We start from the raw sequence: 22,421 nt of genomic DNA, 5'->3' as shown, positions 1-22,421 counted from the left end.
AAGGAGACAGCGTGCCCGACCCCGCCGCACTGGCGTCTGTGACCGTCGACCCCGTCGCGCCTGACGTCGTAGTGCTGCACGTTTCCGGCGAGCTCGACACCACGAGCAGCAGCGAGCTGACCGAGCCCCTCGACCTCCACGTGGTGGAGGCGAACCGAGCGGTCGTCGTGGACCTGGGCGGCGTGAAGTTCCTGGGCTCCGCCGGGCTGGAGGCGCTCGTGCTCGGCCAGCAACGTGCTTCTCGTGCCGGTGTCGAGTTCGTGGTGGTCGCGGACAGCCGCGCCGCCCTGCGCCCGATAGAGGCGACGGGCCTCGATTCCGTCTTCACGATCCTGTCGTCGGTGAGCGAGGCCGTGCAGCGCTACTCGTCCTGACCGAGGGCTTCACCAGGGCAGGGCACCGGAGGCGTCGAAGTAGCCTCCGGTCGGTCCGTCCTGGCCCACCTGCGCCATCCGCACGATGATCTCGGCGCCCTGCTCGACGGTCTGCCTGCCGGTCCCGCCGTTCAGGTCCGTCGCGGTGAAGCCGGGCTCGACGGCGTTGATCCGCATCCGCGGGAACGCCTTCGCGTACTGCACCGTGACCATGTTCACCGCGGCCTTCGACGCCGGGTACGCGACGCCGGGGTAGCCGCTGCCGGGGGCGCCGGGCGTCGCGGCCGACGACAGCGAGGCCAGGCGGCTGCTGACGTTGACCACGACCGGGTTCGGCGACCGTTGGAGCAGCGGCAGAAACGCGTGCAGCACGCGGACCATGCCGAACACGTTCGTCTCGAAGGTCTGCCGCATGAGGTCGGCGGTCACCTCGCCAGGCCCGATGACGCCGGAAGGTGTCCATTCCGGGCCGATGCCGGCGTTGTTGACCAGCACGTCCAGCGACCCGATGCTCGCTGCCGCCGCGGCGACCGAGGCGTCGGCGGTGACGTCGAGCTGGACCGGCAGGGCACCCACCTCTTCGGCGGCCGACCCGCGCGCGACCGAGCGGGTGCCGGCGTGAACCGTGTGGCCGGCGGCGACGAGCTGCCGAGCGGTTTCGAGGCCCAGCCCCTTGTTGGCGCCGGTGATCAGCACTACAGCCATGCCTGCCACGCTACGACCTGGAGCGTGCTCCAGTGCGGTTTGGCGCGAAAAGCACGTTCGGGCCGCTAGATGGCCTGAACGTCACGTTCGTGTCGGAGGAGCGTATGGCGCGAACGGGACGTTGGTGCCGCTAGATGGCCCGAGCGTGCTTTTCGCGCCAAACACGACTCGGGGTTGGTCAATCCTGGCCGATGTCCTCGAACCACAGCTCGGGCTTGGCGGCGATGAAGTCCGTCATCATCTCGATGCACTTGGCGTCGTCCACGATGGTGATGCCGACCCCGTGCTCGGCCAGCCAGTCGTGGCCGCCGTAGAACGTGGTGGCCTCGCCGATCAGCACGTGCGAGATGCCGAACTGGCGCACCAGGCCGCTGCAGTACCAGCAGGGCGACAGCGTGGTCACCATGGTGGTGCCGCGGTAGCTGCGCTGGCGGCCGGCGTTGCGGAAGGCCGAGGTCTCCGCGTGCATCGAGGCGTCGCCGTCCTGCACGCGCCGGTTGTGGCCCCGGCCGAGCAAACGGCCGTCGCCGTCGAAGAGTGCCGCGCCGATGGGGATTCCGCCTTCGGCGAGTCCCATCCGCGCCTCTTCGACGGCGACGGCCAGCATGTCGGAAGCAGCGGTCATACCGCCCAAGCTACTTCGTCTTGTACAACTTCACCGTCATCGACGTGCCGGACTGGCGCACGACCCGCAGGCCGACGCCGGCCGCGGGCAGCTTCACACCCGCGTTGGGCTGCTCCGCGTACCAGAACTGCTTGGTGTCGTCGAACACCGGCTGGGCCGCGGCACCGCGGATGTAGGACGCCTTGCCGTTGACGTGCAACGTGAAGGAGTCCGACTTCTGCAGCGAGAACGGCGCGTCGTAGCCGCCGATCGTCGGCGCCCAGCGCTGGCCCTCGAGGTTGTACAGCGGGGCCGGGTTGGCGTCGATCGGCAGGATCAGGCCCTCACCGGGGTGCTCGCTCACGTTGTTGTCCAGGAACGAGGTGTTCCACAGCGAGACCAGGAGCCCGTCCTGGTACGGGAAGTGCTCCACGAGATCGGGCTTGTCCGGGAAGCTGAAGCGGTACGGACCGGTCTTGTTGTACTTGCCGTACGACTCGTAGGTGCGGTTCGACGCGACGTAGAACTGGTCGAACGCCTTCGTCTCCTTGCCCCCGGTCGTGCGGAACCCGCGCGTGGTCCACTGGCCGGCGGTCTCGCCGCCGTCCGTCAGCACCGGGGCGCCGTCGGCCGTCACGGTGATCTCGTCGGCGAAGAACCCCTGCGGCGCGAGGGCACCGTCGGTGCGGTAGGCCAGGCGCAGCTTGGTGTTCTTGCCGGCGTACGCGTTCAGCGGCACGGTCACGTCGACCCACTGGCCACCGGACGAGGCGCTGATCGCGGGCGCGTCAGCCGAGTCGCGCTGGAACGGTGCGCCGTTCGCGGTGCCGTCGAGCTGCGTCCAGCTGCCGTCCTCATTGGACGCTTCGACGTAGAGGTAGTCGTAGTCCACCTCGATGTCGTAGCGCGCCTTCAACGACAGCGACGCCGTGGTCTTGCCGCGCAGGTCCACGGGGGCGGTCATGGAGTGGTCGAGGTCGTTGCCCTTCTCGCTCCACCACATCTTGGCGCCCGCGAAGGGCGCGCCGTAGTCGAACGACTTGGAGATGTCGGGCAGCACGACGACGAGGCCCTGGGCCTTCGCGGTGTTGTACTCGTGCGGCCCGAGCTCGAACACGCGCTCCTGACCGGCCACCGCGACCTCGTAGTCGAGCCAGCCGAGCTGCAGCTTGTCCCACGCGGAGAACTCGTTGGCCCGCTCACCGGTCGCCTCGCCGGGGGCGTTCGCCCGGCTCTGACCCATGATCGACCACCAGTTGACGCCGTTGCCGCCGCCCGCGGTGTCGTAGTGGTCGGGCAGGCCGAGGTCGTGCCCGAACTCGTGCGCGAACACGCCGATGCCGCCGTTCTCGGGCTGCACGGTGTAGTCGCCGACCCAGAGGCCGGTGTCGCCGATCTGCGCGCCGCCGAGCTTGTTGGTGCCCGGCCCGTTCTTGTAGTTCTTGAACGCGTAGCCGCGGTGGCTCCAGAGCGCGTCCTCGCCCTGCCACGGGTCGCCGTCGGCCTGGTCACCGCCGGCGTGCACGATCTGGAAGTGGTCGATGTAACCGTCGGCCTCGTTGAACTCGCCGTCGGCGTCGTAGTCGTAGCGGTCCCACTCGTCGAACTGGGCCAGCTCGGCCTTGATCTGCGCGGGGGTCTTGCCGGCGGCCTGCTGGTCGGCGACCCACTGGTCGACCGCGTCCTTGATCAGTTCACGCGAGTTGTTGCAGATGTTGTCGTTGCACGGGTAGCCGTTGCTGCGGCCGTAGCGCGCCTCGTTGTAGCGCACCTTCACCCACTCGGTGACGGTGCCGGCGACCGTGTAGCGCCCGGACGACTGCTTGTCGTAGAAGTTCGCGACGGAGTTCGCGTCCTTCTTCCGCGAGAAGTACAGGTCCTGGAAGTACTGGCGGCTGAAGTCGGGACGCCAGACCGTCGTGTTGTCGACGGCCCGGTTCGGCTCGGGGATCTGGTTGCGCACCGGTCCGTCGAACCGCTGCGGACCCGGCGTGTTCGGGTTCGTGTCGCGGTCGGGGAAGTCGGGGTGCCGCTCGTTGCCGAACTCCGCCAGGATCACGAAGATCTTGTCGGTCTTCTCCCGCTTGAGCTCGACGTACTGGTCCTTGCTCTGCTTCTTGCCGACCTTCGCGACGGTGCTGGTACCGCGCTTCTCGGTGGCGACCTCGCCGGTCAGCACCTCGGCGAGCGCCTGCTGCTTGAGCGCGCGGCGCTTGAGCTCCAGCTCGTGCGGCTGCTCGTCGCTCTGCTGCTGGACCTGTAGGTCGGGCTGCTCGGGCGGCGTCGCGGCGGCCGGTGTGACCAGGCCCGCGGTCGCGAGTGCGAGCGCTGTTGCGCCCACCAGAACTCTTCGCACGATTGTTTCCTCTCTCGGAATCCGCAGGGCACGCTACGTAGTTGATCTCCAACTCAACACGTCCGAAAGTCGGTTGTCGTCGCGACACCCCGAGTGAGCCGTTCGGCGTACAACCGTTGGTTGACCTGCTCCCCGGCACCTCGGAAGAGTGGAGGGCTCCAATCCCCGACGTGTCGGGAGGTCGACAGTGTCGTCGATGCAAATCGGAGTGAGCAGGCCACCGCTGGACACGGCGGACCTGCCCGAACCCGAGGAAGTCTTCAAAGTTCGCAAGCTGGGGCCGCTGCAGGTGGTCCAGTTCGTCATCGGCCCGAGCCTGATCGCGCTCGGCATCTCGATCGGCAGCGGCGAATGGCTGCTCGGCCCGCAGGCGGTCGGCAAGTTCGGCTTCGTCGGCATCGGCTGGGTGATCACGGTGTCCGCGCTGCTGCAGACGTTCTACAACGTGGAGATCGCCCGCTACGTCGTCGCGACCGGCGAAGTCCCGATCGTCGGCTGGGGCCGCGTGCCACCGGGCTGGAAGTTCTGGGTGCCGGTCTCGCTCCTGCTCTTCTACTTCGCGTTCATCTTCGGCGGCTGGGCGGCGGGCGCCGGACAGGGACTCTTCGCGCTGATCACCGGCCGGGTGCACCGGCCGGACGAGATCGAGTACGTGCGGCTGCTGGCGATCGGCCTGCTGGTGGTGGTCTTCCTGATCACCGCGGGCGCCCGCAAGGTCTCACGGGCGCTGGAACTCACGAACTGGGTGCTGGTCGGCGCCCTGCTGCTGGTCCTGATCATCGTGACGCTGGCGATCGTGCCGTTCTCGGTGTGGGCGGAAGGCGTGCGCGGCCTCCTGACCCCGGCCGCGCCACCGTCCGGGATCACGGCGACGCAACTGGGCGGCCTGGCCGGGTTCACCGCGCTGGCGTCCGGGCTGAACTGGTACGCGATGAACCACTACCGCGACAAGGGCTACGGCATGGGCCACCGGGTCGGGTTCATCTCGGGGCTGCGCGGCGGCAAGCAGGAGCTGAAACCGGTCGGCGTGACCTTTGTGGACACCCCGGCGAACGCGTCCCTGTGGCGGCGCTGGTACCGGCTGCTGCTGATCGACCAGTGGGCGGTGTTCTTCGTCGGCGCGATGCTCGGCATGCTGCTGCCGACCGTGCTGATGGCCCACATCGTGGCGGTGACCGGCGAGCAGCCGACCGCGGCGAACGTGCCGACGTTCTCCGCGTCCCAGCTCGGGATCCTGTACGGGCAGGGCATGTTCTACCTGATGCTGGTCGTCGGTGTGCTCGTGCTGTTCTCCACGCAACTCGGCATCTTCGAGGCGCTGGTGCGCAACTTCACCGATGCCATGCACGCCGTGTCGCCGCGGCTGCGCAAACGGATCGAGGACGACCCGCGGCGGTTCTACTACCCGTTCATGCTGGTGGTGCTCGTGGTCATCGCGGGCGCGATCCACCTGGCGCTGCCGGTGGAGCTGGTGCAGATCTCGGCGAACATGTCGAACCTCGGGGCGCTGATGTTCCCGTTCGCGTTGATGTACCTGAACTCGCGGCTGCCGCGGCCGGCTCGGCCTCGGTGGTGGCACTACGTGATCTTGGGGTTGAACGTCGTGTTCTTCGGGTTCTTCTTCGTGAACTTCGTCTACGAGTTCTTCACGGGTGGTCCGTTGGTGCGGTTCTGAGGTTCACCAGATCTGCACGTACGGCGGTTCGTGGTGGACCGTCAGATCCTCGTGCTGCAGCTGTGGCACGAGGGCGCTCATGTCGCCATCGAACTCCAGGACGAAATGTACTGAGCACGCATCGGGATCCTGCAGGAAGACGTCGTCTTCCTCTTCGATGTGCGTCCGGTCGTATGCCTCGTCGCAGCGCTTGAGCACGAACGCGAGAAGGGAAGGCATCTGCTCCGCGCTTTCGACGACGATCACGACGTCCCGCTCTGTCTCGGCGGAAACCTCGCCGGCAGAGCGGGCGTCGACGCGCTGCACCAGTCCTCCCTCGGCCTCGACCAGCGCCAGCTGCCTGCGCACCTCCTCGTCGCCGGGCGGCACGAAGATCACCCAGGGAATGACTCGCCGGAACAGCCGGAACGGGTGGGTGAAGATCTCGATTTCCTCCAACGTCAACTTGGCCAGCTCGGCGACCTCAGGAACTTCGAGCAGCTCCTCCAGCCTCGACACCACCTCGGGGAGCACCGCGCGATCAAACCTGCTGACGTGGCCGAGACAGGTGAAGGCGAGCTGACGCAACCAGAAGTCGGTGCTGCCGGTGCGGGCGAGCAGGAGTCGTTGCAGTGCCTCGCGATCCGGCTCGTGCTGGGTGAGCGCGAGCATGGCACGGTTCGCCTCCTCGCCACCCGCGCGGAGCTGCTCGTGCCAGCCGGCGACGCACTCCGCGAGCACGATCCCGGCCGCACGGTTCACCGCGTCCTGGAGATCACCAGCCGGCGCAGCCCAGCCGTCCTGGGCGCGCACGGCGATCTCGCCGTCCACGACACGGGCCAGCGGGTCGCCGTCCCACTCGAACACCAGGCCGCCGGGCACCTCCACCTCGCGAAGCGGCCCGTACCCCGCCAACGCCTCCCGGACGCGATCCTCCGGGCTCACTTCGCCGGCAGCTCTTCCACGAACTCACGGCACCGGCCGATCCAGTCCTCCAGGGCCTCGTCCTCGGCGACAGCCTCACCGGACACCAGCACCCAGCCCTTCATCGGCCGCCCGGTGAAGTCGAAGACGCGGGCCCCCGGCTGGGACAGCGCGTCCTCCTGCGCCTCCGGACCCACGCGGGCCATGAGGTCGTCGCCCATCACTCCTACCAGCATGTTTCCGTGCCAGAGGAACGCGATGCCGCCGAACATCTTCTTCGCGTCGATGCCGGGCAGGCCGCTCAGCGACTCGCCCAGGCGGTGCGCCAAACCTTCGTCGTATGCCACGCGCTGAATACTGTCTCAGCAAGTTGCCAGGCGCCTCTCAGATTCGTGTGGCTTCATGGACGTACAGGACATTTAGGAGGCCACCTTGTTCGGCGTGATCGGCTTCGTGCTCTATTGGCTGCTGACGCTGTTCATCCTCGTGATGATCGGCCGGATGATCGTGGACTGGGCCATCACGTTCCAAGCTCGCAGCGACTGGGTCTTCAAGGTGCGGCGGGTCACGCACTCGGTCACCGAGCCCGTGCTGGAGCCGGTCCGCCGGGTGTTGCCGCCGGTGCGGTTCGGTGGGTTCGGGTTGGACCTGGCGTTCACGCTGGTGTTCTTCGCGGCGCTCATCCTGCGTGCGATCGTGTCGTGAGGACGCCCGGGTTGAGCAGGCCGTGAGGGTCTAGCGCGGCCTTGGCGCCGGAAAGGGCCGCGCCGAAGACGTCCGGGCGTTGGCGCGTGTACCAGGGCATGTGGTCGCGGCCCACGGCGTGGTGGTGGGTGATGGTGCCCCCGGCCGCGATCAGCGCCTCGGACACGGCGGCCTTGATCTCGTCCCACTGCGCGGTGAGACTGCCCCACCGGCCTGGCGCGTAGATGCCGTAGTAGGGCGCCGGGCCGTCCGGGTAGACGTGGGTGAAGCGGCACGTGACGACGCCGATGCCGCAGACCTCCTGCAGAACGCGGGTTGCGGCCTCGACGACCGCGGTGTGCAGGTCGAAGAAGCGGTCCCAGGTGCAGGCGGTCTCGAACGTCTCGGTGATCATCCCGTGCTGCGCCATCGCGTCACGCTGGTAAGGCATGCGCAGGAACGACTTCCGCCACTGCTGCGCCGCACCCTCGACCACCTCGCCGTCGCCGCACAACTCCAGCGCGCGGGCCAGCAGCGCGTCGACCGGGTGGTCGGCCGACTCGAAGGCCAGGACCAGCACGGAGGTCGCGGAACCCGCGTTGAGGAACGCCTCCGCCGGGTCGAGCAACCGGCAGTTCGCCGGGTTCAGGCCCGACTGCGCGATCAGCCGGGTCGCTTCCACGGCGCGTTCCCACGACGCGAACCGCACCGAGGCGCCCGCGCGGTGGACTGGCGGTGACTGCAGCCGCATCCACGCCTCGGTGATCACGCCGAGCGCGCCTTCCGAACCGAGGAAGAGGCGATCCGGCGACGGGCCCGCGCCCGAACCCGGCAGGCGCCGCGACTCGGAGATCCCGGCCGGCGTGACGACCCGCAGCGACTCGGTCAGGTCGTCGATGTGCGTGTAGAGCGTGGCGTAGTGGCCGCCGGCGCGGGTCGCGAGCCAGCCGCCGAGGGTGGAGAACTCGAAGGACTGCGGGAAGTGCCGCAACGTCAGCCCGGACTCCTTGAGCTGCGACTCCAGCGACGGCCCCAGCACACCCGCCTGGATGCGCGCGGCGCGGCTCGTGGCGTCGACCTCCAGCACCTTGTCCAGCCTCGACAGGTCCAGCGTCACCACGCGGCCGAGGTCGCGGGGTTCGACACTGCCCACGACGGAAGTGCCGCCGCCAAAGGGAATCACCGCCACGTCGTGCGAGCCGCACCAGTCCAGCACGTCGACGACGTCCTGCTCGGTGCGCGGGCGGGCCACGGCGTCCGGCAGCGAGCCGATGTCCCCGGCGAGGTTGCGGGTGACGTCGCGGTAGGCCTGGCCGCGCGCGTGGCTGAGCCGGTCGATCACGTCGGTCGAGTAGAGATCGCCGGGCGGCTGGATCCGGGAGGGCGGCACGTCCAGCGACGCAGGATCCGGCGGCGAGTGGAACGTCAGGTCCGCGTCCGGCAGAACGGCACGGACCCTGTCGACCAGCGCACGGCGTTCATCAGGGGTGACGGCGTCCTCGACGTTGCCCCAGCCCCACCACGACCTCGTTGTCATGCCGAGCAACCTATGCGAAACGCCGCCGTTCTGGAATGAGCTGAGTACAACTACTCGCGCGCTCGCGGTGATCGCTCCACTAGCGTCGCCGACATGAAGCGTGGGGGGATCGCACGTCTGGCGACGGCGTGCGTGGCAATGGCCGGTCTCGCGGCCGGGGTGACGGCGTACGTGATCACGCGCCCGGACGGCAACAGCGACACCGACAAGAAGGCCAAGGAGGTCGCGGACCGCATCGGCTACCCGGTCGGCGAGAACGCCAACTCCTACGCCCGCTCCGCACTGGAAGGCAACACCGACCAGAAGTACTTCGCGATCGTCGAGATCACCGACAGCCCGACGACCGACGCGGCGAAAGCCCGCGCCAGCCTGGTGTTCCGCATCTACGACCCGGGAACCTCCGAGTCCTCGCCGACCTTCCGCCTCTGGGAGAAGGACCCGGTCACCGCGTGCTACCGCGCCGACTTCAACTACTACGGCGTCATGGACGACGGCCCCGAACGCGTCCGCTGCCCCGAAGACGCCAGGCCGATCACGCCTCCACCCGTCCAGCGCACCGGCGTGCCGGAGAACTACCTCGAGGCCTTCAAGACGATCCTCGCCGAGCTCCCGCCCACGCCCACCGCGGACGAGGTCGACGGGGCACTGCGCGCGAAGCTGCCACCGGTGCCGGTCGACGAGACCACCGGCCTCCCCTGGATCAAGCCGGGCCTCCACGCCGTCGTCAGGGACGGCGACATCGGCGTGGTCGCCAAGGGTGGCGGCGACTGCCTGGCCGGGGTGCGCCTCGCGAACGGGACGGTGGCGGCGTGGCACCCGCGGCGGGTGCACGTGCAGCCGGGCGAACTGGGGTGTTCCGGGGAGAGCGCGCTGTCGCTCTACAAGTCACCGCCGAAGTGACTCAGCCCGCGCCGAAACAGACAAACCCCACGGCCGCAGCATAAGTGGCGTCGTCGACCGCGGCTCGCTGCACCGCGGCCAACGCCTCCGCGGGCGTCATCCCCGCCGCCAGCTTCCGGTGCAGCTCGATCATCACCGGAGCGGTCCCGTCGGTCGGCACCGGCACGACCGGCGCGATCAGCGTCCGGGTGCCCAGCCCGAGCAGAGCCGCGGTGAAGCCCATCAGCTCGTCACCCGGACGCACCGCGGACTGGCCGGTGTCGCACGCCGACAGCACCACGAGGGTCGGCGGGGTGCGCAGCCGCTCGATGTCGTAAACGGTCAGCGGTCCGTCCGCCAGCTCCAAGGCGCTGAACAGCGGGTTGTCCACGCGGAACGAGCCATGCGCCGCGATGTGCGCCAGCGAGGCACCGTCCATTGCGGACGCGACGGCGCTCACGGTCGCTTCCCCGTCAACGAGAACGCGGCCCGGCACGTGCGCGCTGATGGCCTTGATCTCGGCGGGGGCCGCGGCCATGCGCGGGCCGGCGGCCAGCACGGGTTCGCCGGAGGCATCGAGAACCGACGACGCCCGCAGCCAGACCGAGGCCGACGGCGCGACGGTCACCTGGCGGTCCAGCACCGCCCAGGGCAGGCCGTTCAGCGCACCGGTCGGCACGACGACCAGCGGGCGGCCGTCGATGCGGGAGGCCAGCGGCGACAGAAGCCGCGTGGTCAGCAAGGAGGCCGCGTGTGAGGCCGAGGAGCGCGCCACGGCGAGGTTCGGGAGCTGCGGCGGCAGGGTCACCAGGCGGTGCAGGGCGAAGCGGAGCAGCCGGATCTCGCGGACGACGCCGTCCAGCGCCCCCAGCGTGTGCAGCGAGGCGCGGCCGTCCGCCAGCACCACCGCCATCAACGAGTTGTCGTACTCGACGAATTCGATCAGCGCGGACGAACCCAGCGCCGCGGCCAGCGTCGCGACCGGTGGTGGCTTGAACATCGCCACGCCGCCGGACAGCTGGCGGGTGAGGTCGCGGACGCGTTGTTCGGCGCGGACCAGCTTGACGCGCAACGCACCGGCGGGTTTCCCGGCCAGCACAGCGGATTCGACGTCGGAGGTGACCGCGCGCAACGACGCGAGAGCGTCTTCCAGGCGTGGGTCGTCGGGCGGCGACACGGACTTCATCCGCAACGCCCCCGCGCGCCAGCTCTCGGTCCACGACAGCACGCGGGCCGCGTTGCCGGACGCCATCGCGAGGTGCAGGCCCTCCACCGCCAGCGCCTGGCCCTGCGCGGCGGTCATCGCCCGCAGTTCGGCCGCCCCCAGGGACACCCGGTACTCGTCGAGCAGCGCGATGCCGCGGCGCAGCGCCGACGACGTGCCGCGGACGTCGCCGGAGAGCTTGCGGCGCAACGCTTCCGCGTACCAGCCACGCACGCGCAGACCGGCAGGGCCGCGCAACCGGGAGACGGCGGCCAGGGAGAGCTCGGAGAGCGCGCGGGCGCGGTGGCCGAGATCGGCGGCGACCCTGCCCGCGTCGATGCGCGCCTCCAGCGCGGGCAGGCGCCAGTCCATCGCCTCCAGCTCACCGGCGACGCGCGACAACGCCAGCCGCAACGGCCGGGAGCGGTCGCCGCGCAGCACGGCCGCGTGCAGCTCCAGGTAACGCGCGCCGGCGGCCCACAGCAGGCGGTGCTCGCGGCGGAACCGGTGGCGGGCCTCGGCGGCGAACGAGTTCGCCGCGTCCAGGTCGTCGTCCAGCAGTGCGATGCGGGCGCGGAAGTACAGCGCCTCGGACACGGCGAACGGGTTCTTCAACGCCTTCAGCTCGGTGATCGCCCGGTCCGCCGCCGCGCGGGCCTCGTCCACCAGCGGCACGGAGACCAGCAGCTCCAGCCGGTTCACCAGCAGGGCGGGGCGCGGCACGTCCAGCCTCCGGTAGACGCCGTCGGCCTTGTCGAACAGGGTCAGCGCCGCGGGGACGTCGCCGCCGCGGGTCGCCATGATGCCCGCGTTCCAGAGCACGTCCGCGACGCCGAGGTCCTGTCCCAGCTCGGCGAGCAACGTCGCCGCGAGATCGAAGTCGGCCGAGGCCTCCCGCATGTCGCCGACGTAGGCGCGCACGAGACCGCGGTTGTTCAGAGCGCGGGCCTCGGTCAGCTTGTCCTCCACCCGCCGGGCACCCGAGATCGCGGCCGTGTAGTCGCGCTGGGCCTCGTCGTAGTGGCAGAGGTAGTGGAAGACGACGCCGCGTTGCTTCAGCGCGACCACCGCGTCGGCGCCGTTGAGCTCCGGCATGGCGAGGTCGAGCGCCCGCAGCGCGGCGCGGTGCTTGCCGATGTAGGCGAGCACCCACGCGAGGCTCATCTGGGCCAGAGCGGACAGCCGGGGCAGGCCGGCCTCGGTGGCGATGCCGATCGAGCGGCGGAGGTGGCGGATCGAGCCGCTGTAGTCGTTCAGCTCGCGCAGCGCCAGGCCGATCGCCCGTTCCGCGATCGCCCATTCCGAACGATCTTCGGTCGTGCGGAGCACCGCGCGAGCCATCTCCACGGCCTCGCGCGGGTTGCGCTGCCTGGCTTCCAGCGCGTCCTCCGCAGAAAAGTCGGTCACGGCGTCACTTTATCGGGTGTGGTAGTTTGATCAAGCTCGGTCGGGGTGCCCGTCAACGCTGCTTTGTGAGGCCGTGGTGTCGAAATCGCCAGAACGTTCTGAGCTTTACGAAAAGGCTTTTCAGCGGATCATCACCGAAGACAAGAACATCCGCTTCCACGCCGAACGCGGGCGTGAATTCCTTTATCGGCCCGGGCAGCTGCTGGTCGGCCTCGCCGATCGCGACCGGGTGATCGAGAAACTGAAGCAGAACAATATCGTCGCGCGGCCGGGCGAAGGATTCGCCGGAATCGCGCGGTTGATCCTGCCGAACAACGCGGACGACATTCCTCGCATCGTGCGGCTGCTGCGCGACCAGCGGAACTGGCCGAACGAGCGAGTGCCTTTGGTACAGCCGCACCACATCATCGTGGGCCACGGCGGCAACGTGATGGGCAGCCCCGGCGACCGGCCGCGGCCGACGGACCCGGTCTCGGCGCCCAAGGCCGACGAGCGCCACGCCGGGATCCGGGTCGGCATCGTCGACACCGGCATCTCCGAGGGCGCCGCGGGCGACCACTCCGAGTGGTTCAAGAACCGGTACACGGCGGAGGCCGACGACGTCGACAAGGCGTACGCGAGCGGCGACCTGTTCGCGCTGCAGGGCGGGCACGGCACGTTCGTCGCGGGTGTCATCCAGAGCGCCGCGCCCGGCGTCGCGTTCGACCCCGAGGTGGCGCTGGACCCGAACGGCCTCGGCGACGAGGAGACGCTCTGCCGCAAGATCGCGGAGCTGGGCAAGAAGAAGATCAACATCCTGAACCTCTCCCTCGGCTGCTACACCGAGGACGACGCGGCGTCCGAGCCCCTGCGGCTCACGCTCAAGAACCTGCCGGGCGACATCGTCGTGGTCGCGTCCGCGGGCAACCGGGGCGACCAGCGGCCCAGCTGGCCGGCGGCGCTCTGCGGCGTCACGGCCGTCGCGGCGCTCGCCCAGAACCGGGACGGCACGCTGATCCCCGCGTGCTACTCGAGCTTCGGCCACTGGGTCGACGCCTGCGCCGTCGGCAACAGGCCCTCCACCTACATGAAGGGCGAGTGGCAGCTGCCGGGAGAGACGGAAGCGACGCCGTTCGCGCTCTGGGCCTACTGGGCCGGCACGTCGTTCTCCGCCCCCTGGGTGACAGGCCGGATCGCCGCCGTGATGGCCTCGGACGGCATCACCGCAGCTCAGGCTCGTGACAAGCTTCTGGCTGACGCCGAGTTCCATCCCGGCTACGGTGTTTTCGTCAAATAGTTGTATCTGGGGAGCAACCTCGGCCTCCGCAAGTTGTGACCGCAAGGAGTCGACGTGACCTCAGGATCCCCGATCGCCGCGCTCGTCAGCGCGGCGGCCGAGGGCGATCAGTCGGCGTGGAACGAGATCGTGGACCGCTACACGCCGCTGGTGGTGTCGGTGATCTACAAGCACCGGCTGCGCCCCGCGGATGCGGCCGACGTGAACCAGACGCTGTGGCTGCGGCTCGTAGAGCAGATCGGACGGCTCCGCGAGCCGGAGGCGCTGCCCGGCTGGATCATGACGACCACCCGCAACGAGTGTCTTCGCGTGCTGCGCGTGCAGCAGCGGACGCACCTGTACGACCCGTTGACCGAGTCGGACACGCTGGAGACGGCGGAGCCGGACGCGGACGTGGAGTCGGATCTGCTGGCCGTAGAGCGGCGGCAGGCGCTGCGGGACGGGTTCGCCGATCTCACCGACCAGTGCAAGCGGTTGCTCACGAAGCTGATGACAGACCCGCCGCCGAGCTACCAGGTCGTGAGCGACGAGCTCGCGATGCCGGTCGGCAGCATCGGCCCCACGCGGATCCGCTGCCTGGAGAAGTTGCGCAGAACCCCAGCGCTCTCAGCGTTCCTGGGAGCGCCGGCGAGGAGAGGAGGTGTGCTGGGTGCGGCACGACTGGGACAGTGACGACGTACTGCTCGACGCCTTGCGCGACGCGTTGAGCACACCTTCGGATGAGGTTCCCCCGGAGTTCGTGGAGGCCGCCAAGGCGGCGTTCACCTGGCGGAACATCGACGAGGAACTGCTGCTGATCACGTCGTACGACTCCGTGCTGGACGACACGCTGTTCGCCCGCGCACGGGCGACCGCGACGGCGCGTCAGCTGGTGTTCGACGCGGACGGCGTGTCGTTGCAGGTGGAGGTGTCGGCGGTGGGGATCACCGGCCAGCTGATGCCCCCGTCCGGCTCGGTCACCCTGGTGACACCGAACGGTGATGCCGAAACGGCGGCGGTCGATGAACTGGGGATGTTCGTGATGGGCTCGGCACCGCGCGGACCGGTGAAGTTCCGGTTCGCAAGCGGTTGCACCGATTGGTTTATCCTCTGACTCACCATTCGAGTGATGCTGGAATTCGCTCGTTCGGCCTACATGTGCGGCCAGTAGGGTTATCGACGCTCAGAATTCGCATCGCGAGAGGTGTGTCGCTGTGGTCGATCGAGTCAGCTGGGTTCCGGAAGGTGTCAACGTAGACGTGCCGAGTTCGGCCCGGATCTACGACTACCTGCTCGGCGGCGGGCACAACTTCGAAGCCGACCGCGCTACAGCCGAGGCCCTGATCAAGGTGCTGCCGGTGCGGGACATGGCCCGGCGCAACCGCGCGTACCTGCGCCGCGTCGTGCTGGAGCTGGCGGATCTCGGCGTCCGGCAGTTCCTGGACCTCGGGTCGGGCATCCCGACGGTCGGCAACGTGCACGAGGTGGCGCACGAGGTCGCCCCCGACTCGAAGGTCGTGTACGTCGACTTCGAGCCGGTCGCGATCACGCACGCCGAGCTGATGCTGGCCGGCGAGCCGAACGTGACCGCGTTGCTGGGGGATCTGCGCGAGCCGGAGAAGGTGGTGCAGCAGGCTTCCGCGTCGCTGGACTTCTCGCAGCCGATCGGCCTGCTGGTCGTGGGCGTCCTGCAGTTCATCCCGGACTCGGACGACCCGTGGGGCGTGTTGTCCCGTTACGTGGAATCGCTGGCTTCCGGTTCGTACCTGGCGTTGTCGCACTTCACCGCGGACAGCATGCCGGCGGCGATGGCGGCCGGTAAGGAGATCTTCGCGAAGACCGCGGAGCCGATCACGCCTCGTACCAAGGCCCAGGTGACGGACATGCTGGCAGGCTTGGAGATCGTCGAGCCGGGCATCGTGTTCACGCCGGAGTGGCGGCCGGAGACGCCCGAGGACGTCGGTTCCGATCCGTCGAAGGCGAACCTCTACGCAGCGGTGGGCCTCAAGCCCTGATGGCCACCTCGTCCCTGGCGCAGCGCTGGGCGGCTGTTCTGATCGAGAGCGCGTACTCGCCGATGTCCCGGCGAAAGCTCACGCAGCTTCTCGAGGAGCACGCCGCCCGGCTGCGCGCTGGGCACGATGCGGCGGAGGGCGTCGGCGAGTGGCTGGTGCGCAAGCGGTTCACCGGGCCGGACTCGTTGCGGCGCACGCTGGAGGTGCTGTCGGCGAAGTTCCCCGCGGAGGTGCTGGGCGGGCTGGCCGCCGGGTACGTGCGGGCGACGCGCGACCAGCTGTTCGCCGAGCAGGAGAAGGTCAAGAACGCGCTGCTGAAGGCCGTCGAGGACGCGCAGCGCGACCTGCACGACAGCGAGGCCAGGTTCGCGCAGGTCTTCGCGTCGACCACGGTGGGCATCGCGATCTTCGACCTGCACGGCGCGGTGGTGGAGGCGAACGACGCGCTGGCGCAGATGCTCGGGCACGAGGAGATGCCCAAGGAGCTGTTCGCCGAGACGGACGCGGCCGCGCTTGCGGCGGCGTGCAAGCGGATGCTCGCGTCCTCTGTGGACACCAACCGGCGCGAGTGGCAGCTGACGCGGAACAACGGCGACACGGTGTGGGCGAACGTCGTGCTGTCCGTGCTGCGCGGCTCCGACGGGCTGCCGAAGTTCCACGTCGCGCTGATCGAGGACGTGACCGAGCAGCGGATGCTGCAGGAGTGGCTGCGGCACCAGTCGCTGACGGACCTGCTGACCGGGCTGCCGAACCGGGCCTCGTTCACGGACAAGCTGGAGTCGGCGCTGGCCTCCGGCGAGCCGCACACGCTGGGGTACCTGGACGTCGACAGCCTGACGATCGTGAACGACGGTCTCGGGTACGGCGCCGGTGACGCGGTGCTGACGGAGGTCGCCCGGCGGTTGCGGGTGGCGCTGCCGGACGCCGTGGTGGCACGGGTCGGCGGCGACGAGTTCGTGGTGCTGATCAAGGGCTCGCCCGACGTCGCCGCACTGGCCGCGCTGATCGACGAGGAACTGTCCGAGCCCGTCTACCTGGAGGGCGCGGGCGTCGCGGTGTCGACGTCGATCGGCTTCGTGCACGCCGTCGGCCCCGGCGTCGATCCGACGGTGGTGCTGCGCCGGGCACATTCGACGTTGCGGCGGGCCGAGCACGGCGGCAAGAGACAGTGGGGCATCTACGACCACGAGGCGGACGTGGCCGACCGCGCCAGGTTCGCGCGGATCGCTTCGATGCCCGGAGCCTTCGAGAACGGCGAGATCTCCGTGGAGTACTCGCCGGTGTCGTGGGTTTCGGGCAGGCAGGCGTTTCTCGAGGCGACGCTGCGGTGGGGCGTCACCCGGCACGCCGAGGTCGTCGCCTACGCCGACGCGCTGGGCCTGGCGGCCCGCGTGGGCCAGATGATGTTGCACGACGCCTGCTCACGCGGCGAACCGGTGCTGGTCCGGCTGTCCAAGGACCAGTCGCGGGACCCGGATCTGGCAACGCACGTGCGGGCCACGTTGCGGGCCTGCGCGTTTCCGGCCTCATCGCTGTTCCTGGCGCTGGACGTGCGGTCCATGCCGGACGGCGAGGAAAACCTCGAAGTGCTGCACGACATGGGCGTGCACGTGCTGCTGCACGAGTTCGGCGGCGGGTTCGCCGGTCTGTCCACTGTGGACCGGAACGCGATCTGGGGCGTCCGGCTGGCTCAGCCGCCGTCCGAACGGCTGGCGCGGCAGGGGTTGGCGCTGCTGGTGCCGTTGCTGCGGTCGGCCGGCGTGCACGTGATCGGCGGGCCAGGGGATCCGGACGAGCTGCGCGCCCTCGGCGTGGACATGGTGGTGTCATGAGTGGTTGTGGCCGTCAGGGGGCGACCACAACCACTCACGATCTACCTAGGCAGCATCCACGAACGTGCTGGGCCCGACGGTGACGAGGCGACTGAAGGCAGCCTCGACCTCGGCCTTCTCCTTGGCGCTCGGAATCGGGTTCTTGCAACTGGTGCCGGCGCTGGCGCCGGACATCAGGTCGGTGCACAGACCGGTCCTGCGGTCAGGCAGGCTCAGCAGGTGCCCGAACTCGTGCGCCGCGATGCGGACGACGTGGTGCCCGTCGGTGACCGCCTGAGTGCCGAAGACCCAGCGGCCACGGCCGAGGCCGGCCACGTAGGCACGAGGCCATCCGCTGTCCTGGCTCACCGTGATGTTCGCGGCGCCGGTCGTCTTGACCAGGCGGACGTTCGCGACCTGGGTGTTCCACACGTTCGCACCGTCGTCGACGGCCTTCTTCAAGGCAGCGGAGGTGACGGCGTTCGAGTTGTACGTAAGAGTGCGCGGGGCCGCTTGAGCGGTACCAGCGACGCCGACAGACAGGGCTGCGACGCTGGCCAGCACGGCAATTGTTTTGCGCAGGAACACAGGAATCTCCTCGCAATGCAGGGTAATTGCACCTCGACTGTATCGCTGCAGCGTTGGCGCACAAGAAGAGTCAAGTGTCAATCAGCACCGGAACGGTCCAGAGACTTCGGCGGTGATCGCTGCGCTGCTGCTCCCGGACGTGCCGCGGGGCGAGGAGAAAAACCGCCCACTGCCGTCGAGCCCGAGATCTTTCTGCTGCTCTGACAGGGAATCACGAGGAACGGCGCTGTCCTCCGCCACGAACAGATCGCCGCCAGACGAGCGAGTTGCGTTGCCGGCACCGGTCAGCGGAGCAGATCCGCCGGAGACAAAGGGAATCGTCATAAGCCGGGCTGATGGTGCTGTTGGCCGCGTTGTACACCCACATCCGGCCGTCGCCCGCGAGTACCACCAACCCGGTAGTACTCGCGGACGCCGGTCAGGCGAATGAAGGCTGGCGTAACGCGTGCTCCACGAGTGCGATCAGGATCTGCTTCGTCGACTGCCGATTCCGCGCGTCGCAAGGAATTATCGGCACGGACGACGGGATCGTCAGCGCGTCCCGCACCTCTTCGGCCCGGTGGTGCATCAGTCCGTCGAAGCAGTTCACCGCGATCACGTACGGCAGTTCGCGGTCCTCGAAGAAGTCGATGGGCGCGAACGCCTCGTCGATCCGGCGAGTGTCGACCATGACGACAGCGCCGATCGCGCCCCGCACCAGGTCGTCCCACATGAACCAGAACCTGTGCTGGCCCGGCGTGCCGAACAGGTACAGGATCAGGTCCTTGTCGAGCGACACGCGGCCGAAGTCCATGGCCACCGTCGTGGTGACCTTGTCCGGTACCGCGGACAGGTCGTCGACGCCGACCGATGCCTGGGTCATGACGGCCTCGGTCGTCAGCGGGGTGATCTCGGAGACCGAACCGACGAACGTCGTTTTGCCGACGCCGAACCCGCCCGCGACGACGATCTTCGCCGACATCGCGGTCAGGTCGACCCCAGGTGACCCCGGACGACCCGGAGCACCGTTGCTCATGGGGAACTTCTCTCTACTCAGGCTCGCATGGAAACGTGCAGCTGGGCGCGGATCTCCGGCGTCAACTGGAGACCGACCCGCTCCACCAGGCGGGTCATCGCGTAACCGATGAGCCCGATGTCGCAGTTGGGTGCGGCCAGCACGGCGAGGCACGACCCGTCGCTGATCGACATCAGGAAAAGATAGCCTCGTTCCATCTCGACGACAGTCTGCTTCACCTCACCTGCCTCGAAGCAACGCGCCGCGCCGAGGTTCAGTGAAACCAGGCCGGAGGACACAGCCGCCAGCTGTTCGGCACGGTCGTGCGGCAGGCGGTCCGACGAAGCGAGCAGCAGACCGTCCGCGGAGACGACGATCGCGTGCGCCACACCGGCGACCCTGCTGACGAAGTCCTCGACCAGCCAGCTGAAGTTGTCCAGTTCCTCAGTCGCGGTCGTCACTGGTGTTCCCTTTCTGCGATCACGGGGATGCCTCCGATGCCTGAGTCGAAGAGCGACTCACGGCCCATCTGGACACCCTTCTGGTACGTGGCGAACCGCTGACGCAGCCGGTCGGCGGACCGGCCGGGGATGCCCGCCGTCGCCAGCTGGGGTGCCGGTGACGACGGTTTCGGCAGCGAACCGGGCACCAGGCGCGCCTTCGGGACGCGCTTGGGCAGGCCGTTCTCCGTCGTCTGCGCGGCTGCGCCGTTGTCGTTGTCCAGCGCGCCGGCGGCGCGCCAGCCGTCGTCCGCCGCTCCCCAGTCGGACTCGGCGTAGTCGGCTACCGCGCGCGGCACCGCCGTTGGTGCCTCGGTCTTCCCGGTCTCCACCGAACGCTGCCGCTTGGGCAGGCCGTTCACCGTGCCGGGTTCTTCTTCTGCTTCTACTTCCGCACGTTCCGGCTCCGCTGACGGAACGTCCACTGTGGATGCACTCGGTTGCACTGGAACAGCCGCGGCCGGAGTCTGGAACCACCGCGACAGGTCGTCGACGGAGATGTCCTCGTCCCGGATCGCCGGGAAGATCTCGGTCGCCGGGTCGGGCGCGGGACGCTCGATCGGCGGCTCGTAGGAATAACCGTCCTCAGAGGACGTTTCGTCCGCCGCCACCCGCGCGGTGAACAGACCGTCCGCGGACGTCTGCTCGATGCGATGCCGGCCGGAGGGCTCCTCCACGCCGGACTCGGTGGCCGGCATCGCGACCGGGTACTCCGGCGTCCACTTCGGCACGCCCGCGAGGCCTTCCGCGGTGGACTCGACGGCGGTCGCGCCGGGAGCAGCGCTCGGCAACGGCAGTGCGGGCGGCGCGCCCTTGTGCAGCAACGTGATCGGCAGGATCACCTGGGCGGTGACGCCGCCCTCGATGTCGTCGTTGTTCCCGAGCGTCACGCGGATCTCGTGCCGCTTCGCGAGCTGGCCGACCACGTACAGGCCCATCTCGCGGGCCACCGAGACGTCGACCTCCGGCGGCTCGGCGAGCTTGGCGTTCGCCTCCACGATGTCGGCGTCCTGCATGCCGACGCCGCGGTCGTGGATGCGGATCGCGATCTCGCCCTTGCGGGTCTCGATCGTGCGCACGGTGACCTTGGTGGTCGGCTTCGAGAACGCCGTCGCGTTGTCCAGCAGCTCGGCGATGAGGTGCGCGAGGTCGTTGACCACGCGGCCCTGCACCATCATGTCCGGCGTCGGGGCGATCTGGACGCGCGCGTACTTCTCCACCTCGGACACCGCGGCACCGAGCACCTCGGCGATCGCGACCGGGCGGGTGACGCGGCGGTTGACGGTCGTGCCGGAGAGCACCAGCAGGTTCTCGCTGTTGCGGCGCATCTGCGTGGCGAGGTGGTCGAGCTCGAACAACGACGCGAGGTGGTCGGGGTCCTGCTCGTCCTGCTCCAGCCGGTCGATCACGCTGATCTGGCGTTCCACCAACGCCTGCGAGCGCCGCGACAGGTTGATGAACATGTCGTTGACGTTCGCGCGCAGCGCCACCTGCTCGACGGCGAGCCGGACGGCCTCGCGCTGCACGAGGTCGAACGCCCGCGCGACCTGGCCGACCTCTTCTGTCGTGTTGAGCGGCACCGGGACGATCGCCTCTTCGGCGGCACGCTCGGGGTCGCGGTGCGACCGGATTCGGCGAATCGCGTCCGGCAGCTGGTTGCGGGCGACGTCGAGCGCGCTGCGGCGCAGCACGCGCAGCGGCCGCAGCATCGACTGCGCGACCATCGCCATCAGGCCGAACGCGATCAGCAGCGACACGGCGACCAGTGCGGCGTCACGCCAGGCGGCCTGGCGGGCCTCGCCTGCCAGCCGGGTGGTCGCCGCGTCGGCCTGACCCTCCATGTCCGCGGCCACCTCGCGCACGAGGTTCGCGGTGTCCTGGCCGATCTTGAGCACCTCGGCGTCGGTGATGGTCACCGGCTTGTCGTCGGCGTCCTGCGCCAGCGCGAGCTTCACGAGCCGGTTGCGGCCGTCCACCGAGGCACCGGACACGATGTCCTGGAACTTCTGCCGGTTCTGCGGCGAGACCACGTCGTCGAACTCGTTGAACGCGGCGTCCAGCCGGGACTGCGCCGACCGCAGCTCGTCCGCACCACCGGGCGCGAAACCCTTGCGCAGCGCGGTCGCCGTGAGGATCGAGTGCTGCTGGCCGAGCTGCTCCTGCGCGAGGTAGAGCGCCTGCGCGGCAGCGACCAGCGGAACGATCTCCGGCTCGCTCAGGCTGGCGATCGCGGCACGGTGCACCTGGCTGAGCGAGGCGATGATCTGGTTGTACGCACCGATCACGGCCATGTCCGGGTACTTGGTGCTCAGCAACGTGATGCGCAGCGGGGCCAGACCGTCGAGCGACTGCAGCGACTTGCCGAACGACTCCCGCAGCGGCCCGCTCAGCGACGTGGCCGTCGCGCCCGAGTCCCGGTACTTCCCGATCTCCGTGTCGGTGGCACCGGTGCGGGCGGCGTGCTCAGGGCACGCGTTCTGCCTACCGGCGGCAACACACTGCACGGCCCAGTCGCGCTCGACCTGAAGCGCGTTCTCCACCTTCGCCGCCTGATGGCTGACCGAGAGCTCACGCTGGACGGCGCCGAACAGCTCGACGTCGTCGAGCTGGTTGTTCAGGCGCAGGCCCGCAAGAGTCGCGGTACTCAACGCAGGAACTAGCAACACCACCGCGAGCTTGCTCCGCAACCGCCAGTTGCGTAGGCGGAACCGGTCGATGCCTCGCTGGCCCTCACGACCGCGCACCGTCAACACTCCCCGCCCCGTGAATAGCTGCAAACCTGGTGGATCTTGGTGTAAAACAGTCGGTTCTCATACCGCCGTTTGGACGACAAAACAGCTGGTTCGAGAATCAACAACTTTCGACCAGGGCCACTAAACGGCCCCTGACCGATAATTCATCCGGAGGAAACGACGCAGCGCGGGTGGCTG

The 22,421-nt window shown here is 69.0% G+C and carries 21 protein-coding genes; 9 read left to right on the top strand and 12 right to left on the bottom strand.

Translation table 11 applies throughout. The features are described from left to right. The first annotated feature begins 11 nt into the window (after positions 1–11). The gene (locus ACIA8G_RS28875; protein ID WP_396421831.1) at positions 12–374 is read left to right on the top strand and encodes an STAS domain-containing protein; all 363 of its coding nucleotides are present in this window, start codon (positions 12–14) and stop codon (positions 372–374) included. 9 nt (positions 375–383) lie between these two features. Here ACIA8G_RS28875 and ACIA8G_RS28870 read toward each other — a convergent pair whose 3' ends face one another. The 3 genes from ACIA8G_RS28870 to ACIA8G_RS28860 form a co-directional block, all read right to left on the bottom strand. Beyond that, positions 384–1,079, bottom strand: coding sequence for an SDR family NAD(P)-dependent oxidoreductase (locus ACIA8G_RS28870; protein ID WP_396421830.1), 696 nt, complete (start codon positions 1,077–1,079; stop codon positions 384–386). 178 nt (positions 1,080–1,257) lie between these two features. Further along, positions 1,258–1,704, bottom strand: a complete 447-nt coding sequence (locus tag ACIA8G_RS28865) for a nucleoside deaminase (protein ID WP_396421829.1) — start codon at positions 1,702–1,704, stop codon at positions 1,258–1,260. A 10-nt stretch (positions 1,705–1,714) separates the two neighbouring features. Continuing rightward, positions 1,715–4,039: an immune inhibitor A domain-containing protein gene (locus ACIA8G_RS28860; protein WP_396421828.1), complete on the bottom strand. Its 2,325-nt coding sequence runs from the start codon at positions 4,037–4,039 to the stop codon at positions 1,715–1,717. Positions 4,040–4,235: 196 nt separating this feature from the next. Here ACIA8G_RS28860 and ACIA8G_RS28855 point away from each other — a divergent pair, with 196 nt between their 5' ends. Continuing rightward, positions 4,236–5,714 carry an Nramp family divalent metal transporter gene (locus tag ACIA8G_RS28855; protein WP_396421827.1) on the top strand — a complete coding sequence of 493 codons (1,479 nt, stop codon included), beginning with the start codon at positions 4,236–4,238 and terminating at the stop codon, positions 5,712–5,714. A 3-nt stretch (positions 5,715–5,717) separates the two neighbouring features. Here the strand turns inward: ACIA8G_RS28855 and ACIA8G_RS28850 are convergent, their stop codons facing one another. Continuing rightward, positions 5,718–6,638: a hypothetical protein gene (locus ACIA8G_RS28850; protein ID WP_396421826.1), complete on the bottom strand. Its 921-nt coding sequence runs from the start codon at positions 6,636–6,638 to the stop codon at positions 5,718–5,720. Continuing rightward, the gene (locus ACIA8G_RS28845; RefSeq protein WP_396421825.1) at positions 6,635–6,964 is read right to left on the bottom strand and encodes a TfoX/Sxy family protein; all 330 of its coding nucleotides are present in this window, start codon (positions 6,962–6,964) and stop codon (positions 6,635–6,637) included. The genes ACIA8G_RS28850 and ACIA8G_RS28845 overlap by 4 nt, the downstream gene beginning before the upstream one ends. Positions 6,965–7,058: 94 nt before the next feature. Here ACIA8G_RS28845 and ACIA8G_RS28840 point away from each other — a divergent pair, with 94 nt between their 5' ends. Beyond that, a complete protein-coding gene (locus ACIA8G_RS28840) occupies positions 7,059–7,322 on the top strand; it encodes a YggT family protein (RefSeq protein WP_396421823.1) in 264 nt (87 codons plus the stop codon). Here ACIA8G_RS28840 and ACIA8G_RS28835 read toward each other — a convergent pair. Next, a complete protein-coding gene (locus tag ACIA8G_RS28835; RefSeq protein WP_396421822.1) occupies positions 7,297–8,838 on the bottom strand; it encodes an FAD-binding oxidoreductase in 1,542 nt (513 codons plus the stop codon). The two genes, ACIA8G_RS28840 and ACIA8G_RS28835, sit on opposite strands and share 26 nt — an antisense overlap. Before the next feature lie 93 nt (positions 8,839–8,931). On the opposite strand from ACIA8G_RS28835, the gene ACIA8G_RS28830 reads away from it, so the two are divergent. Beyond that, complete coding sequence (locus ACIA8G_RS28830; protein WP_396421821.1) at positions 8,932–9,738, top strand: hypothetical protein; 807 nt, start codon at positions 8,932–8,934, stop codon at positions 9,736–9,738. A gap of 1 nt (position 9,739) precedes the next feature. On the opposite strand, the gene ACIA8G_RS28825 is transcribed toward ACIA8G_RS28830, so the two are convergent. Both ACIA8G_RS28825 and ACIA8G_RS28820 read right to left on the bottom strand, forming a co-directional pair. Further along, positions 9,740–12,328: a CHAT domain-containing protein gene (locus tag ACIA8G_RS28825; RefSeq protein ID WP_396421820.1), complete on the bottom strand. Its 2,589-nt coding sequence runs from the start codon at positions 12,326–12,328 to the stop codon at positions 9,740–9,742. 52 nt (positions 12,329–12,380) lie between these two features. Then, complete coding sequence (locus ACIA8G_RS28820; RefSeq protein WP_396421819.1) at positions 12,381–12,728, bottom strand: hypothetical protein; 348 nt, start codon at positions 12,726–12,728, stop codon at positions 12,381–12,383. On the opposite strand from ACIA8G_RS28820, the gene ACIA8G_RS28815 reads away from it, so the two are divergent. From ACIA8G_RS28815 to ACIA8G_RS28795, 5 genes are all read left to right on the top strand, one after another. Further along, the gene (locus tag ACIA8G_RS28815; RefSeq protein WP_396421818.1) at positions 12,708–13,604 is read left to right on the top strand and encodes a S8 family peptidase; all 897 of its coding nucleotides are present in this window, start codon (positions 12,708–12,710) and stop codon (positions 13,602–13,604) included. The genes ACIA8G_RS28820 and ACIA8G_RS28815 overlap by 21 nt on opposite strands. Before the next feature lie 54 nt (positions 13,605–13,658). Beyond that, positions 13,659–14,276: an RNA polymerase sigma factor gene (locus ACIA8G_RS28810; protein ID WP_396421817.1), complete on the top strand. Its 618-nt coding sequence runs from the start codon at positions 13,659–13,661 to the stop codon at positions 14,274–14,276. Further along, a complete protein-coding gene (locus ACIA8G_RS28805) occupies positions 14,254–14,697 on the top strand; it encodes a hypothetical protein (protein WP_396421816.1) in 444 nt (147 codons plus the stop codon). The genes ACIA8G_RS28810 and ACIA8G_RS28805 overlap by 23 nt, the downstream gene beginning before the upstream one ends. A 100-nt stretch (positions 14,698–14,797) precedes the next feature. Continuing rightward, positions 14,798–15,598: an SAM-dependent methyltransferase gene (locus ACIA8G_RS28800; RefSeq protein ID WP_396421815.1), complete on the top strand. Its 801-nt coding sequence runs from the start codon at positions 14,798–14,800 to the stop codon at positions 15,596–15,598. Beyond that, positions 15,598–17,430, top strand: coding sequence for a diguanylate cyclase domain-containing protein (locus ACIA8G_RS28795; RefSeq protein ID WP_396421814.1), 1,833 nt, complete (start codon positions 15,598–15,600; stop codon positions 17,428–17,430). Before ACIA8G_RS28800 ends, ACIA8G_RS28795 begins: the two co-directional genes overlap by 1 nt. A gap of 45 nt (positions 17,431–17,475) precedes the next feature. Here ACIA8G_RS28795 and ACIA8G_RS28790 read toward each other — a convergent pair whose 3' ends face one another. The 4 genes from ACIA8G_RS28790 to ACIA8G_RS28775 form a co-directional block, all read right to left on the bottom strand. Further along, positions 17,476–17,997: a snapalysin family zinc-dependent metalloprotease gene (locus ACIA8G_RS28790; RefSeq protein WP_396421812.1), complete on the bottom strand. Its 522-nt coding sequence runs from the start codon at positions 17,995–17,997 to the stop codon at positions 17,476–17,478. 418 nt (positions 17,998–18,415) lie between these two features. Then, positions 18,416–19,012, bottom strand: a complete 597-nt coding sequence (locus tag ACIA8G_RS28785) for a GTP-binding protein (RefSeq protein ID WP_396421811.1) — start codon at positions 19,010–19,012, stop codon at positions 18,416–18,418. 17 nt (positions 19,013–19,029) lie between these two features. Further along, the gene (locus ACIA8G_RS28780) at positions 19,030–19,452 is read right to left on the bottom strand and encodes a roadblock/LC7 domain-containing protein (protein ID WP_030468876.1); all 423 of its coding nucleotides are present in this window, start codon (positions 19,450–19,452) and stop codon (positions 19,030–19,032) included. Next, complete coding sequence (locus tag ACIA8G_RS28775; protein ID WP_396421809.1) at positions 19,449–22,235, bottom strand: nitrate- and nitrite sensing domain-containing protein; 2,787 nt, start codon at positions 22,233–22,235, stop codon at positions 19,449–19,451. The genes ACIA8G_RS28780 and ACIA8G_RS28775 overlap by 4 nt, the downstream gene beginning before the upstream one ends. Positions 22,236–22,421 lie beyond the last annotated feature (186 nt).

The sequence above is a fragment of the Lentzea sp. NPDC051213 genome, from assembly GCF_044455585.1.
Lineage (GTDB): Bacteria > Actinomycetota > Actinomycetes > Mycobacteriales > Pseudonocardiaceae > Lentzea.
The sequence above is the reverse complement of the archived record's forward strand: the minus strand, read 5'-3'. Positions and strand labels throughout refer to the sequence as shown.